Consider the following 15,306-nt stretch of genomic DNA (forward strand, 5'->3'; position numbering starts at 1 on the left):
ACGGTTGGAGGCCCCCGCCCATGTCCGCCAACGAGGCCCGATCAGGCTCAGGCCTGCATCAGACGGTGATCGCCAGCGCCGAGGCGCCGATCCGCCTGCGGCTGATCGAGCCCGATCAGGGACTGGAGGGTCCGGCCCAGGCCTGGGCCACAGCGCACGGCTTCAAGGGCCAGGCCGGGCGCGTCCTGCCTATCGCCGACCCCGACGGCCACCTGGTGGAAGTGCTGGCCGGGACCGGGCCCAGCCAGGCCGGGCGGGCGCACCGTCTAGGCCGGAGCCTGCCGGCCAGGCTGCCCGCGGGCGACTATCGCGTCGAAGGTCTGGCGGCCGAGGACGATGAAGCCTTCGCCCTGGGCTGGGCGCTGGGAGGCTATGCCTTTGATCGCTACAAGGCCAAGGCCGACAACGGCCGCGCACGGCTGGTCGCCCCGGAGGGCGTGGACCTGGGCCGCGTGGCGCGCGTGGCCGAGGCCTGCGCCCTGATCCGCCAGATGGTCGATACGCCGGCCTCGGACATGGGGCCGCTGCAGATCGAGACCATCGCCCGCGAGATCGCCGAGGCGAACGGCGCCGAGGTCAGCGTCATCACGGGCCCGGCCCTGCTTGAGCAGAACTATCCCGCGGTGCACGCCGTGGGCCGCGCCGCGACCGAGGCGCGTGCGCCTCGCATCATCGAGTTCGGCTGGCGGCTGGACCAGACTGAGCTGCCCCTGGTGGCCCTGGTCGGCAAGGGCGTCTGCTTCGATTCCGGCGGCCTCGACCTCAAGCCGGCCGCCGGCATGCGCAACATGAAGAAGGACATGGGCGGCGCGGCTCACGCCCTGGGACTGGCGCGCATGGTCATGGAGGCGAACCTGCCGGTGCGCCTGGTGGTGCTGGTCGCCGCGGTGGAGAACATGATCTCGGGCGAGGCCTTCCGGCCCGGCGACGTGGTGCGCACGCGAAAGGGCCTGACGGTCGAGATCGGCAATACCGACGCCGAAGGGCGGGTCATTCTGTCGGACGCGCTGCAGCGGGCCGGCGAGCTTCAGCCTGACCTGACGCTGGATTTCGCCACCCTGACGGGCGCGGCGCGCATCGCTCTGGGGCCGGAGCTGCCCCCCTTCTACACCGACGACGAGACCCTGGCCGGAGAGCTGCAACAGGCCGCCGCCGAGGTGGTGGACCCCCTGTGGCGCATGCCGCTGTGGTCCGGCTATCGCGAGGCGGTCGAGGCCGACATCGCCGACCTGCGGAACGATTCCGCCGACTGGGCTCAGGCCGGATCGGTGACGGCCGCCCTGTTCCTGCAGCGCTTCGCCCCCGAGACCGGGTCGTGGTGCCACTTCGATATCTTCGCCTGGAACCCCCGTTCGCGACCGGGATGGCCTACGGGCGGCGAGGTGCAAGGAGTGCGCGCCTGTCTGCGCATGCTGGAACGGCGTTTCGGCGGGCGTTAAGCTGGCTTTGGGAGTTGCGGGCTAAGCTCTTCGCTTCCCTGAGGAGCGCCCTTCGCCCGTGACGCCCGCCTTCGACCCGCGCACGACCCTGGCCCGGCCCGATCTGGCGGCGCAGGCGCTGGAGGGGCTGCTCGCCGCCGAGCGGTATGAGCCGGTCAGGTCCATGACCTGTCTGGAGCCCAGCGCCCTTGTGCGAGGCCGGCCTGCCGATGACGCCGCGCCGGTGGATCAGCTGTTGTTCGGCGAGCGCTTCGACGTGCTGGAGACGCGCGAGGGGTGGGCCTGGGGACAGGCCGCGCGCGACGGCGTGGTCGGCTGGGCGCCCTTGGAGGTCTTCGGCGAGGGAACCGTCCTGCCGACGCACCGGGTCGACGCCATCAACGACGTCCTGCCATTCAACGCTCTGGTCCGCGTGACCGCCGTGATCGGACAGACGGCGGCGGTCGAGGGCTTCGGGCCGTTTCCCATGGCGCTGCTGAGCGAGATCGGAACCTTCGCTTCCGGGCCGGCTCATGTGGCCGAACGCTGGCTGGGAACGCCCTGGCTGGAGGCTGGCCGCACCGGCGCCGGGATCGACGGGCCGGGACTGGTTCAGCAGGCGCTGTTCGCCTGCGGCCGGGGGTGCCCCCGCCAGCCCGACCTGATGGCGCAGCGCATCGGCAGGGGCGTACCGCTGGGCGAGGTTCGCCGGGGCGATGTGATCCTGCTGGCCGAGCACGCGCTCATCGCCGTGGAGGCGGACGAAGTCGTCCACGCCGCCCCCGGCGACCAGGTGCGGCGTGAACCGCTCCACGAAGCACTCACCCACCTGAAGGCCCAGGGCTTCGGAGAAGTGCTGGCGGCGCGCCGCCCCTGATCTAGACTGGGTTCGTGCCCTATACGCCGGATCTGACGCCCCACGACCTGCTCCAGGCCTACGCCATGGGCGTGTTTCCCATGGCGGATAGCCGGGACGACCCCGAGGTCTATTTCGTGCGCCCCCGCCTGCGCGCCCTATTGCCGCTGGAGGGGCTCAAGGTGTCGCGGCGGTTGGCGCGAACGGTGCGGCAGGATCGCTTCGCCGTCACGGTCGATGAGGACTTCGCAGGCGTGCTCGACGCCTGCGCCGCCGCGCGGCCGGGCCGCGAAGACACCTGGATCAACGGCCCGATCCGCGCCCTTTATCTGGAGCTGCACCGGCTGGGCTTCGCCCACAGCATCGAGTGCCGGGAGGCGGACGGACGCCTTGTGGGCGGCCTTTACGGCGTGGCCCTGGGCGGCGCCTTCTTCGGCGAGAGCATGTTCTCGGACGCGCGGGACGCGTCAAAGGCGGCCCTGATTCACCTGGCGGCGCGGCTGAAGGCGGGCCGGTTCGCCCTGCTCGACGCTCAGTTCATGACGCCGCACCTGGCCAGTCTGGGGGCCATCGAGATCGATCAGGCGGACTATCTGGCGCGCCTGGAGCGGGCCCTTAGGATCGAGGCCGACTTCTGGACCTACCCGCGCGGAGCGGACGGGCGAGCGTCCCTGCACGAGATCACCCAGGCGTCATAGACCGGGTGACGTAGCGGGTTCACCGCCGGCGCCTGGGCGAACATCCAGCCGCGGAAAACCTGACGCGGCGCGGGCCGGCGGCCCGACACCTCGCGTGGCTGGGAGCTGATTTCAAGGAAGGCGGCGGCGTCGTTGACCGGCTCGTCCGCCGCGGTGCTCTCGCAGGCGCGCAGGGTGAAGATCAGGCCCTTGTAGCTGACCGGACGGCCGACACGGGCCTCGAAGCGGATGGTCTCGGCGGTGATCTTGTCCAGCGCCTGGATCACCGCCGCCTGATGGCGCGTGCGCGCGGCGGGCTCGGCCGCCTCGTCTTCGTCGTCGGACGTATCGGGCGCGGGCGAAATGTCGGCCTCCGCCACCTCTACCGCCTCGGCGGGTGCGGCGGCTTCGTCTTCGGACTCTTGCTGGGCCTGGGCCTGAGGACTGGCGGGCTGCTGGCCCGAAAGGGCCTCGGCCACCGGGTCACGGGACGGCTGCGGCGCGGGCGCCGGCACGAGCGGCGGCGCCTGGACCGGCGCCGGTTCGGGCGGCAGTTCGACCTCCTGCGCGCCCATCAGGCCCAGCACGGCAAGGCCCGAGACAGCCACGATGGCGGCGCGGCGCAGCGTCATTCGGGTGTCCAGGCCTGATAGTCGCCCGTGGCCGGGGCGCGATTCTCGCCCGAGGCCACCGAACCGGGACGACGCCACGCCATGGGGGTGCCGGTCAGATTAGGCAGGTGGGGCTTCTCGTAGCGCGGACCCACATCCTGATCCGAGGGCAGATCGTCGCTGGTGTAGTGCAGCCAGCCGTACCAGTCCGGCGGCACCTTCGACGCCTCGGCGTAGCCGTTATAGATGACCCAGCGGCGGCGACGGCCATCATAGGACGAGGTATCCTTGGACTCGTAGTACCGGTTGCCGAAGACGTCCTTGCCGACAAGCCGGCCGCGACGGCCGACCGTGAACAAGGTGCCGATGGTCGCCCCGTTCCACCAGGTGAAGATCTTGCTCAGCACGTGACGCTCCAGAACACTCGCCGGCGAAAATAGCGGGGCGCGGGGGCAGCGTCCACACGCCTGAATCGCTCAGGCGACCTCCATCTTCAGCTTGAGCTCCAGGTGTCTGGCCAGGGCCTCGGCGCGGCGGGTGGTTTGCTCTCCCAGCAGGACGTCGGCGAAGCCCCTGGCGGCGCGCAGAACCACCTCATCGCCGATGGACAGCCTGGCCTGGGCCAGAAGGCTGGCGGAGCGGCCTGACAGGTCGCATCCCAGACGCAGCGCCAGGCCCAGCGTCCGCGCGCGATGGCGGCGTTCCTGCGCCAGCAGGCGGGCGTGGCCCTCGGGCCAGGGGGTGGCCGACGGGCCGCCATAGCGGGCGTTGAGCGCGGCGGCGAGGAAGGCGCGCTCCGCATGGGTCTGACCGGGGATCGGCGCGCGCAGGACCTGCTCGTGGACCATGTCGGCGCGGTGATCCGGGTGCAGCCGCGCGCCCACGTCGGACAGCAGGCAGGCGGCCTCGACCAGGCGACGGTCCTCGTCAGCGCCGAAGGCGGGGGGCAGTTCGCGGAAGGCCTCGCCGATCCAGCCTATCAGCGCCCGGCCCAGATTCTCGGCCGCGCCCTGGCGGCGGCCCAGCGCCGCCGCGCCGGCGAGCAGCGGATCCTGTCCTCGCGTCGCCTCGTCCATGGCCTGATAGAGCAAGCCCTCGCGCAGACCGAAGGCGGAAAAGACCATACGCGAGATGCCGAAATGCTCGGTCAGGGCCTCTAGCACCACGGCCGCGTGCGGCAGGGTCGGCGCCCGGCGGCGGGTCACGCCGGGGCTGCGCTCCAGCGACGCAGGCGACAGGCCGGCCACCAGTCGCGCCGTATCCAGCATCTCGGCGGCGGGCAGCTCGTACTGGTGCACGATGCGCAAGGGGTGGCTGGTGCGCTCCATGTGGAACTGAGCCAGGCTGCGCCAGGCGCCGCCTACCGCGATGAGCGTGTCGCCCCGGTGCAGGGGCGCGTCCTTGAGACGGCCGAGAATATGGTCCCGCACCCCGTCGTCATCCAGCCCCTCTGGCAGGGCGAAGGGCCCCAGCGGCAGGGTGGCGCCGCCCCGCGGTCCCTCGTCCGTCAGCTCGATCAACTCCAGGCTGGAGCCGCCAAGGTCGGCCACCAGACCGCACGCGCGCGGGTCGCCGGCGCGCACGCCCCAGGCGGCCGCCCGGGCCTCGGCCTCGCCCGATAGGATGTCGATGTGCAGGCCCGTCTCGGCCGCGACGCGCTCGGCGAACTCCAGCCCGTCCGAAGCTTCGCGTACGGCCGCCGTGGCGGCGATGTGCAGGCGATCAGGCTGGGCGGACTCAAGCACCGCCGCGAATCGGCGCAGGGCCGCCAGGGCCTGAACCGCGCCGGGTTCGGACAGGCGGCCGGTCTCCGGCAGATCCCGGCCAAGACCAGCCAGCACCTTCTCATTGTAGACGGTCCAGATAGCCGCCCCCTCGAGCCGGTAGAGGACGAGGCGCACCGAGTTGGAGCCCACGTCCACCACCGCGGCATGGACGGACCCGTCAGACCCCAGAGGCATCGTAATCAATCTCGACCGGCAGGGTCTTGGGCTTGCTGCCGCGGCCCGACAGACTGGGGTTGGTCATGAAGTACTGGTGCGATGAGAACGCCTTCACGCCCGGATCGGGCGCCATGGCCACATAGCCGCCGTCGGGCTGAAGGGCCCAGCTCTGCACGTCATCCTTCATATTGGCGACCATGATCTGACCCAGAACCTGGCGATGCACCGTTGGGTTCTCGATCGGGACCAGCGCCTCGACCCGGCGATCGAGATTTCGCTGCATCCAGTCGGCCGAGGAGATGAACACCCGCGCATGGCGGCTGGGCAGCTCATGGCCGTTGGCGAAGCAGACGATGCGGCTGTGCTCGAGGAAGCGTCCGACGATGGACTTGACCCGGATATTCTCGGACAGCCCCGGAACGCCGGGCCTGAGACAGCAGACGCCGCGGATCACCAGATCGATCTGAACGCCCGCCTGGCTGGCGCGGTAAAGAGCGTCGATGATCTCCCAGTGCACCAGGGCGTTCATCTTGGCCCAGATGGCGGCGGGCCTGCCCTTTGCGGCGTTGGCGATCTCGGCCTCGATCAGGGCCAGGAGGTCGCGCTTCATCATCAGGGGTGAGACGGACAGCTTCTCCAGCCCCCCCGGCGGCGCGTAGCCGGTGATGTAGTTGAAGACCCGCGCTGCATCGCGGCCCATGGCGGGCTCGATCGTGAACAGCGACAGGTCGGTGTAGATGCGCGCCGTCACCGGGTGATAATTGCCGGTGCCGAAGTGGCAGTAGGTCCGCAGCGCCTCGCCCTCGCGCCGAACCACCGCCGACAGCTTGGCGTGGGTCTTGTACTCCACGAAGCCGAAGACGACGTGGACCCCGGCCCGCTCCATGGCCCGGGCCCATTTCAGATTGGCCTCTTCGTCGAAACGCGCCTTGATCTCGACCAGGGCGGTGACGTTCTTGCCGTTCTCGGCCGCCTCGATCAGGGCGGCGACAATGGGGCTGTCCTTGGAGGTGCGGTAGAGCGTCTGCTTGATGGCGATGACGTGCGGATCGCGCGCCGCCTGCCTGAGGAACTGCACCACCACATCGAAGCTCTCGAAGGGGTGGTGGACCAGGATGTCCTTCTCACGAATGGCCGCGAAGCAGTCGCCGCCGTGCTCGCGGATGCGCTCGGGAAAGCGCGGCTCATAGGGCTTGAACTTCAACTCGGGCCGGTCGTCGGGGATCAGCTGGGTGAGCTGGGCCAGGCCCAGAACGCCGTCGACCGTCACCACGTCCGCGTCCTGCGCCTCGAGCTGGTCGAGGATGAAGGCGCGCAGCTCCTCGGGCATCGAGGCTTCGATCTTGACCCGCACCACCGAGCCCATGCGCCGCTGCTTCAGCCGCGCCTCGAACTCGCGCACCAGATCTTCGGCCTCTTCCTCGATCTCGATGTCGGAATCGCGGATCAGGCGAAACAGCCCCTGTTGCTCCACATCGCAGCCCGGGAACAGGTGGTCGATGAACAGGCGGACCACGCTTTCCAGGGCGATGAAACGGCTGCGTCCCTTGGCCGAGCGGCCGTCGGTCGGCAGCCTCCAGAAGCGCTGCACCTGGGTCGGCATGGGCGCCAGAGCGTACAGCGACTTGCCGTCGGTGCGCCGCTTCAGCTTCAACGCCAAGGCGAACCCCAGATTGGGCAGGAACGGAAACGGGTGGGCCGGATCGACGGCCAGGGGCGTCAGCACCGCGAACAGCCGATTGAGGAACTCGGGCTCGAGCCGCTCGCGCTCGGTTCTCGTCACCTGATCGGCGTCGACCAGCTGGATGCCCGCGTCGGCCAGCTCGGCGCGCAGCTTGCGCCAGCGCTTCTGCTGCTCGGCCATCAGGGCGCCGGCCGCCTGATCGATGCGCGCAAGCTGCTCGGCCGGGGTGAGGCCGTCCTGGCTGAGGCTGCGCACGCCTTCGCGCACCTGACCCTTCAGGCCCGCCACCCGCACCATGTAGAACTCGTCCAGGTTCGAGGCCGAGATGGCGAGGAAGCGCAGCCGCTCCAGCAGGGGATGGCCCGACCGCGCGGCCTGCTCCAGCACGCGACGATTGAAGGCCAGCCAGGACAGCTCGCGATTGAAGAAGCGATCCGGCGAGGCCATCAGGGCCTCGTCCAGCAACAGCGTCTCTGGCGCAGCGGCCTTGCGGGTCATGGGGCCGGTTCTGGCGGGCTGGCCCCTCCCCGTCAATCGAGGAGGTCGCCGCTCTCATGCTCCTGGGCGAAGAAGGCGACCGCGAGCGACCGCGTCACGCCCCGGCCTTGCGCGAAATGGTCGAGATCGGCGGCGATCCGGATCACTGCGGCGGGCGTCCGCTCGATGCGGCGCACCAGATAGGCGATCAGATCCTCCGGCGGCCGCAGGCCCCGCGCCTCAAAGGACCGGATCAGCATTCCGGAAAGCACCGCATCGTCCGGCGCCTCAACGGTAAGCACGCGCAGGGCGTCCAGGCGCGAGCGCAGGTCGGGCAGGGCCGCCTGCCAGGTCGAGGGCGGCGCCCGGTCCACAAGCAGCAGCGCCCCGCCGGGCAGGAGGGCCAGGTTCAGCAGGTGGAACAGGGTCTCGTCCGAGGCCTCGGACGCCTCATCGAGCAGGACGGGACGGCCTTCCAGCTCGGGCAGGTCAGCCAGGTCCGCCTCGGCGCCGCGCATGGCGAAGGCGCCCACGCGTTCGGCCCATCCTTGCGCGATCAGGCTCTTGCCGCAGCCGGCGGGTCCGACCAGGGCCAGGGCGCCCGGCTCCATCGGCCAGGCGGCGAGGGCGTGGATGGCCTCGGCGTTGCTGGCGCCCACCACGGCCGCGCTGGTCGGCTCGCTGGGCGGCAAGTCGAGACTGAGCTGGGGTGTGGCGTGGCGGCGAGACATTCGGCGACATTCTAGCAGATGCCCGTTCGGCGGCGCCAAATCACCGCCCCTGTGCGAAGCGGGGATGGCGAGGGCCGCCTGTGGACGGACCTTGACAGGGCAAGGGCGCCGTGCGCTTTCGGCGCCTTCCGGAACAGCCGCTTGCGCGAAGACTAAAGCCTGATGATGCACGCCTATCGCTCTCACACCTGCGGCGCGCTACGCGCCTCCGACACGGGCCAGACCGTGCGCCTGTCGGGGTGGATTCACCGCAAGCGCGACCATGGCGGGCTGCTGTTCATCGACCTGCGCGACCACTACGGCCTGACGCAGCTGGTGCTGCATCCGGGAACGCCGGGCTTCGACGTGGCCGAACGCCTGCGCGCCGAGAGCGTCATCCGCGTCGAGGGCGAGGTGGTGGCGCGCACGCCCGAGACCGTGAACCCGAACCTGCCCACCGGCGAGATCGAGGTGCGCGTCACCGGTGTGGAGGTGCTGTCCGAGGCCGCCGAGCTGCCCCTGCCCGTCTTCGGTGAGCCCGAATACCCGGAGGAAATCCGGCTGAAGCACCGGTATCTGGACCTGCGCCGCGAGACCCTGCACCGCAACATCGTGCTGCGCTCGCAGGTGATCCAGTCGATCCGGCGGCGCATGTTCGACCAGGGCTTTCTGGAGTTCCAGACACCCATCCTGACGGCCTCGTCGCCCGAAGGCGCGCGCGACTTCCTGGTTCCCAGCCGCCTGCATCCCGGCAAGTTCTACGCGCTGCCCCAGGCGCCCCAGCAGTTCAAGCAGCTGCTGATGGTCTCGGGCTTCGACCGCTACTTCCAGATCGCCCCCTGCTTCCGCGACGAGGACCTGCGCGCGGACCGGAGCCTGGAGTTCTACCAGCTCGACGTCGAGATGAGCTTCGTCACCCAGGAGGACGTCTTCGCCGCCATCGAGCCGGTGATGCACGGCGTCTTCGAGGAGTTCGCGAAGGGCCGCGCGGTCGATCCTTATCCCTTCGTGCGCATCCCCTACCGCGAGGCGATCGCCAAGTACGGCACAGACAAGCCGGACCTGCGCAACCCCATCGAGATGCAGGACGTGTCCGAGCACTTCCGCGGCGGCGGTTTCGGCCTGTTCGCACGCATCCTCGAGACCGCGGGCAATGCGGTTTGGGCCATTCCGGCGCCCAAGGCCGGGTCGCGCGCCTTCTGTGATCGGATGAACTCCTGGGCCCAGGGCGAGGGCCAGCCGGGGCTGGGCTATGTCTTCTGGTCGGACGATCAGGGCGCCTGGGGCGGGCCTATCGCCAAGAACCTCGGTGCTGACCAGACCGGCGCCCTCATGAAGGCGCTGGGGATGGGCCAGGGCGACGCCGCCTTCTTCGTGGCGGGCGACCCCAAGGGTTTCCACAAGTTCGCCGGCAATGCGCGCACCAAGCTGGGGCAAGAGCTGAGCCTGATCTCGGACGACGTCTTCCGCTTCTGCTGGATCGTCGACTTCCCCATGTTCGAATGGAACGAGGACGAGAAGCGCGTCGACTTCAGCCACAATCCCTTCTCCATGCCGCAGGGCGAGCTTGAGGCTCTGGAGAGCAAGGATCCGCTGGAGATTCTGGCCTACCAGTACGACATCGTCTGCAACGGCTATGAACTGTGCTCCGGCGCGATCCGGAACCACAAGCCGGAGATCATGCTCAAGGCCTTCGAGATCGCCGGTTACGGCCCCGAGGTGGTCGAGGAGCAGTTCGGCGGCATGCTGAACGCCTTCCGCTATGGCGCGCCGCCACACGGCGGTCTTGCGCCGGGCATTGACCGCATCGTCATGCTGCTGGCGGGCGAGCAGGCCATCCGCGAGGTCATCGCCTTCCCGCTGAACCAGCAGGGACAGGACTTGCTGATGAACGCGCCGGCGGAAGTGACTGATCGTCAGCTCAAGGAGCTGCACATCCGCACAGCGCCGCCGATCAAGGTCTGAGGTCGCTCTAGTCGGCCGTCTCGCCCGCGATGATGTAGCGGCGGCCCGGCGCGGGCGGCGGCAGCGGCGGGGTCGGCGCACGAGGCGCCGGATGCGGGCGAACCACAACCATGGTGCGGCAGGGGCGGATCGTCAGGCCCCGCGGCAGCTGGGTCGCGCCGCTCCCGCAGGCGTCCTCCAGCTGGTCCGCCGTCAGGTTACGCGCCCGGGACAGGTTGGCCCCCGACAGGTTGGTGCGACCGAAGTCCGCGTTGCGGAAATCCGCCCCGCTGAGGTTGGCGCCCGTCAGGTTGGCGCCGGTCAAATCCGCATCGCGGAAGCTGGCCCCCGACAGGTCGGCGCTCGACAGATTGGCGCCGGTCAGGTCCGCGCCAGCGAAGCTGGCCCGGCTGGCGCTGGCGTCCATCAGCTGGGCATGCATCATCTCAGCGCCGTTGAAGCGGGTTTCGATCAAGACGGTGCGTCGCAGGGTCACGCGGTCCAGCTCGGCCCCGGTGAAGTCGGCGCCGCTGAGGTCGCTGTCGATGAAATGCACGTCCGTCAGCTCTGAGGCCCGCAGATCAGTGTTGCGGAAGCTTGCGCGCATGAAGACGGCTCGCGAGATGACCACGCCGGTCATGCGCCGGTTCGACAGGTCGCAGTCGGTGCAGGCGCCGCCCACGGCCACGCGTCGCGCCACCTCCGGTCCGCCGCCGGCGGCCGCGGGCAGGGCCACGGCCGTCGCCAGTGCGGCGAGGCTGAGCCCGATCAGGGCGCGTAGGGGGAAGCGGGGCGTCTTCATAATCCTCATTGAAAACGCTGAAGGGCTGGGATGCTACTTAAATCGGGGTAAGGCGATGGTCACGAACCGGGCGCCGTTCGGACACGCTGCAGCTAGGCTTAACAGGCCGGAAGGCTAAGGCCCGCGGGCAGTTCGGTGGCCGCGTCCCCACAGGCCTGGTTGAGCTGACTCTGACGCAATCCGGTCGCCCGCGACAGCTGGGCGCCGCTGAAGTTCGCCCCGGTCAGCGTCGCGCCGGAGAAGTCCGACCCCTCCAGATAGGTCCCCACGAAGGAGGCGTTGGTCAGGTTCGCGCCCCCGAACCGGGACGAGGAGAAGACGCCGCCGTAGGCGTTCACATCGCGCAAGTCCGCATGGCTGAAGTTGGTGCGGTTCATCACGACCAGGCTCAGATCGGCTTGGCGCAGGCGCGACCCCGACAGGTTCAGGCCGCGCGCCTCTAGTCCGGTCAGTTCGGCCTGGAAGAGATTGCAGCCCGAACAGCTGGCGCCCCCGCGCACGCGGGCGATCTGACCGGCGTTCTGGGCCAGGACGGGCGTGGCGGCCGACAGGGCGATCAGGGCGGCTAGGATGGCGACGCGGCGCATGGCGGGACTCCTGGGGTTGTCAGCACCTGTCCTGCAAAAATCGGGCCGAGCATCAAAGGATCGGATCGATGGCCTGCCTCGCCCACTGGGCCAGCGCCAACATCGCCAGAGGGAAGGTGATTCCCCATAAAGCAGCGACCCAGATCAGCGGCGGCCAGAACATCTGGAGCGTGATGAAGGGCAGCAGAAGGCCCGTGGCGATCAGAAGGGCGCGCGCGAGAGCTGCGGGCCTGTCACGCCCAAGCGCCAGACCTGCGGACAGGCACGCCAGGCTCATGAAGCCATAGCCAAGCAGATCGACGGCATAGAGGGGCGACTCGAACGGCACGAAGCGGAGCCAGGCCACCGACGCCTCCCGTCCCTGCTGAAGCGCGGGAGCGACCAGCGTCAGCTGCATGAAGTAGACCGCGCCGGTGAGGGCCGCATAGATCGCGGAGAAAGCCAGAGCAGCGGCGCCGAGTGGGTCCGCCGGCCGACGGGCTTGAAGACCCGCGACGGCCAGGACGAAACATGGTCCGAGGAGCAGCGACGGTGTCAGCAGGAGGTAGAGCCCCAAGGCTGAACTGCTGCTGTGGGGTCCGCCAGCGGACCCTATTAGGCCCATCCATTCCAGCAACTGGGCCGCCACATAGGCGAGCGAGCAGCCGGCCGAAGCCGCGGCTCCCCAGAATATGGCCCTACGCTCTCTCATCCGCCTGCCCCCGGTGCGCCTTAACCATGCCGGCATAGCGCCTTGCGGGCCTTGCGTTGGATCAAACGTATCCGGTTCAGCCGCTCATCATCGGCGCAGCGCCGCAGGCGTCGCATTCCCAGCCCGCGCCCTTCTTCTGCAGGGTCAGATCTCCGCAGGCCGGGCAGACCTCGGCCGTGGGACGGTCCGGACGCGGCGCGGGCGCCGCTTCCTTCTTGCCGAAGGGCAGCACCACCAGATTGTCCGGCGCCGAGCCCCGGGCGAAGCCCTTGGATATGAAGCGGGCCGCGGGCACCGCCGCCTCCTCGCCCTCGACCGCAGGCTGGGCGAAGCCGTCGCGGTCGCCGCCCGGCTCCGGGTTGGCCAGGTCCTGGCGGTCCAGATAGGACACCGCCAGCTCGCGGAAGATGTAGTCCAGGATCGACGTGGCCGAGCGGATCGAGTCGTTGCCCGTAACCGCGCCAGACGGCTCGAAGCGGGTGAAGACGAAGGCGTCGACGAATTCGTCCAGCGGCACCCCGTACTGCAGGCCGATGGAGACCGCGATGGCGAAGTTGTTCATCACGCTGCGGAAGGCGGCCCCTTCCTTGTGCATGTCGAGGAAGATCTCGCCCAGCTCGCCGTTCTCGTACTCGCCGGTGTGGACATAGACCTTGTGGCCCCCGACCGAGGCCTTCTGGATGTAGCCCTTGCGCCGGTCCGGCAGCTTCCTCCGCCGGCGTTCGCGCTCGATGACCTTTTCGACCACGCGCGGTTCAGACGGTTCGGCGGCGGCGGGGCGGGCGGGCGCTTCACGCTCAGGGGGCAGCTCGAACAGGGCGCCCGCGGGCGCCGGGCGGCGATAGAGGCGCACGCTTCTTACGCCCGCGCGCGCGGCCTGCGCCTGAAGGCGCACCGCAGCATCATCGCGTTGATCAGCGGCCAGCTGTGTGGTCGTGACCACTGGCGCATCGGTGAAGACCTCCAGCGCCCGGATCATGATCTGGCGCGCGGCTAGGTCGTCGGCGCTGAGCAGGGCCGGCGGCAGGGCTTCGGCCCCGTTCCAGCCGTGGAAGTCCGGGTGGCCGAAGATTTCAGCGGACAGCGCCGCCCGGTCCGCCTCAGGCGCGAGGCGGGCCAGGACATCGTCGTCGCCGAGTTCGAGGCCCAGCACGTCGCGGCAGAAGCCGCGCCCCAGCACCGCCGGATGGAACAGCGCCTCCAGCGAATCGACCTGCTGGGCGGCCTGGTCCAGCAGGTCGAACTCGTGATCCGTCAGGCCCTCTGCGCGCAGGCGCTCCAGGTCCAGCAGGGCCGAGCCGCTGACGATGCGGCGGCCCAGCAGGCGCCGCTCGGCGGCCTGCACATCGCAGTCATGACGGCGCAGCAGCGCGCTAGTCTCAAAGGTCAGACCCTGAAACAGCTCGCCGTCGCCGGTCTCAAAGACCCCTTTGGGGCCAGGCCAGGGCTGGGCGCCCGGGGCCGCGCCGCCCAGACGCAGGGTCAGCTCGGCATCGTCCAGGGCGCCGGTCAGCTGGGCGTTGCGCAGTCCGGTGCGTGCGGCGGCCTTCAGGGCGGCGGCATAGTCTGCTGCGGCGTTGAAGGGCTCCGGCAGGGCGGCCGCCGTCTCGCGCGCCGCCTCCAGCCGCCCGATCAGCCGCTCACGCTCGGCGGGCCATTCGACGAAGGGATGCACCCGGCGGGCCAGCTCGGCCGAGGCGGACCAGGCGGCGGCGTCCATCACCGCCTGAACGCCCATGGCCCAGGCGGCCCCAGGTTCGCCGCCGTAGCCGACTCCCGCCAGCACGGCGGCACGACCCAACCCGGCCAGGGACAGGCAGGCGGGCCGAAGCGCGGCGGCGGTCCGCGCCGCTTCGGCCTCGACGTGGAAGGCGCAGCCGGCTTGAATGTCGAGCACAGTGACCCACAGCCGGGTTACGGCGCGAAGCCGCTCAAGGTCGGCCTCACCTTCACCCGAGACCAAGGCCGACAGGTCCAGGGCGGCCCGGGGCGCCGCGCGCAGCCGGTCGAGCGCTTCGGCGTCATCAGCGCTGAACACCAGGGTCAGGGCGCCCGTCTCGGCGGAGGCCGCCGCCAGGGCGCGCGCCGACAGGCTGGACGCTTCCACCAGGGTGCGGTCGGCCAGCACAGGCTCCAGCCGAAGGGCTGCGCTCGCGGCGCCCGTCATGCCCGTCTCGCCCGTCACGGCGGCGGCCAGGGCCTCGTCATCGGCGCCGGCCTCGCGCGCGGCGCGCATGGCGCGGGCCAGGGCGGGGTTACGCGCCGGATCGGCGCAGGCGGCCGGATCGCCTTCGCAGCGACGCACGGCCGCCGTCACCTCGGACAGCCGATCCCTGAGAAGGTCCAAGGCTGATCGGGTCAGGCGCTCGGCGCGCGCCTCAGCCCGGCGGCGCGACATCTGCGTCTCGAAGTCGGGATCGTCCAGGCTCAGACGGGCGACGGGCGGCGCCGGGGCGATCGGATCGCCGGCCACGGGATGGCGGCGCGCGCCGTCGGCCGGACTTTCAGCGGGCGCCGCCAAGCCCAGGAGAATCGAGGCGGCGACCTCGCGCGCGAAGCGATCAGCCTCGCCGGCGCTTTCGAAGGCGCCGCAGGCGAAGCCCCAGGCCGCCGTGCGGCGGGCGAAGGCGGCCACGCCGCCGTCCAGAACATCTTCGATGCTCTCCAGGCCCGTCATACGGTGAGCGAGGTTGGGCAGGTCCGCGGGCTGGCGCGCGGCCCAGTCCAGCCAGGCCTCCACCCGAGCCGTGGACCATCCCGCCGGGGCCCGCGTCTCGATCCAGCCGTGCGGTCGCTCCACCTCGCGCGAGCGAAGGTCGATCAGATCAAGGTCGCGCCAGAAGACGTCATCAAAACGCACGGCTGTCCCTCCCGCCTGTCAGGAACGGGATCAGCCTAGGCTTTCG

13 protein-coding genes are annotated in these 15,306 nt (G+C 70.1%); 4 read left to right on the forward strand and 9 right to left on the reverse strand.

Annotated features, from left to right (window positions below; translation table 11 throughout):
• Positions 1-20: 20 nt before the first annotated feature.
• From Q0812_RS05275 to aat, 3 genes are read left to right on the forward strand one after another with little or no spacing between them, the layout of a single operon-like run.
• A complete protein-coding gene (locus tag Q0812_RS05275) occupies positions 21-1,439 on the forward strand; it encodes a leucyl aminopeptidase family protein (RefSeq protein WP_302109270.1) in 1,419 nt (472 codons plus the stop codon).
• Between the two features lie 58 nt (positions 1,440-1,497).
• Positions 1,498-2,295, forward strand: coding sequence for a C40 family peptidase (locus Q0812_RS05280; protein WP_302109271.1), 798 nt, complete (start codon positions 1,498-1,500; stop codon positions 2,293-2,295).
• 14 nt (positions 2,296-2,309) lie between these two features.
• Positions 2,310-2,972, forward strand: coding sequence for a leucyl/phenylalanyl-tRNA--protein transferase (gene aat, locus Q0812_RS05285; protein WP_302109272.1), 663 nt, complete (start codon positions 2,310-2,312; stop codon positions 2,970-2,972).
• Here aat and Q0812_RS05290 read toward each other — a convergent pair.
• The 5 genes from Q0812_RS05290 to Q0812_RS05310 form a co-directional block, all read right to left on the reverse strand.
• Entirely contained in the window at positions 2,915-3,583 is a 669-nt protein-coding gene (locus Q0812_RS05290) for a DUF2155 domain-containing protein (protein ID WP_302109273.1), read from the reverse strand. The genes aat and Q0812_RS05290 overlap by 58 nt on opposite strands.
• Positions 3,580-3,969 (reverse strand): NADH:ubiquinone oxidoreductase subunit NDUFA12, encoded by a 390-nt coding sequence (locus tag Q0812_RS05295; RefSeq protein ID WP_302109274.1) that lies wholly within the window; start codon positions 3,967-3,969, stop codon positions 3,580-3,582. The genes Q0812_RS05290 and Q0812_RS05295 overlap by 4 nt, the downstream gene beginning before the upstream one ends.
• A gap of 69 nt (positions 3,970-4,038) precedes the next feature.
• A complete protein-coding gene (locus Q0812_RS05300) occupies positions 4,039-5,523 on the reverse strand; it encodes a Ppx/GppA phosphatase family protein (RefSeq protein WP_302109275.1) in 1,485 nt (494 codons plus the stop codon).
• Positions 5,507-7,687: an RNA degradosome polyphosphate kinase gene (locus tag Q0812_RS05305; protein ID WP_302109276.1), complete on the reverse strand. Its 2,181-nt coding sequence runs from the start codon at positions 7,685-7,687 to the stop codon at positions 5,507-5,509. The genes Q0812_RS05300 and Q0812_RS05305 overlap by 17 nt, the downstream gene beginning before the upstream one ends.
• Before the next feature lie 32 nt (positions 7,688-7,719).
• Positions 7,720-8,397: a P-loop NTPase family protein gene (locus tag Q0812_RS05310; protein ID WP_302109277.1), complete on the reverse strand. Its 678-nt coding sequence runs from the start codon at positions 8,395-8,397 to the stop codon at positions 7,720-7,722.
• 165 nt (positions 8,398-8,562) lie between these two features.
• Here Q0812_RS05310 and aspS point away from each other — a divergent pair, with 165 nt between their 5' ends.
• A complete protein-coding gene (gene aspS, locus Q0812_RS05315) occupies positions 8,563-10,341 on the forward strand; it encodes an aspartate--tRNA ligase (protein WP_302109278.1) in 1,779 nt (592 codons plus the stop codon).
• A gap of 7 nt (positions 10,342-10,348) precedes the next feature.
• Here aspS and Q0812_RS05320 read toward each other — a convergent pair whose 3' ends face one another.
• The 4 genes from Q0812_RS05320 to Q0812_RS05335 all read right to left on the reverse strand — a co-directional run bounded on the left by Q0812_RS05320 (position 10,349) and on the right by Q0812_RS05335 (position 15,260).
• Complete coding sequence (locus Q0812_RS05320) at positions 10,349-11,122, reverse strand: pentapeptide repeat-containing protein (RefSeq protein ID WP_302109279.1); 774 nt, start codon at positions 11,120-11,122, stop codon at positions 10,349-10,351.
• Between the two features lie 98 nt (positions 11,123-11,220).
• A complete protein-coding gene (locus tag Q0812_RS05325) occupies positions 11,221-11,709 on the reverse strand; it encodes a pentapeptide repeat-containing protein (protein ID WP_302109280.1) in 489 nt (162 codons plus the stop codon).
• Positions 11,710-11,761: 52 nt separating this feature from the next.
• On the reverse strand, positions 11,762-12,337 hold the full coding sequence (locus tag Q0812_RS05330; RefSeq protein ID WP_302109281.1) for a hypothetical protein: 576 nt from the start codon (positions 12,335-12,337) through the stop codon (positions 11,762-11,764).
• Positions 12,338-12,476: 139 nt separating this feature from the next.
• Positions 12,477-15,260: a TSCPD domain-containing protein gene (locus Q0812_RS05335; protein WP_302109282.1), complete on the reverse strand. Its 2,784-nt coding sequence runs from the start codon at positions 15,258-15,260 to the stop codon at positions 12,477-12,479.
• Positions 15,261-15,306: the final 46 nt, after the last annotated feature.

It is taken from the genome of Peiella sedimenti, from assembly GCF_030504955.1.
GTDB lineage: Bacteria > Pseudomonadota > Alphaproteobacteria > Caulobacterales > Caulobacteraceae > Brevundimonas > Brevundimonas sedimenti.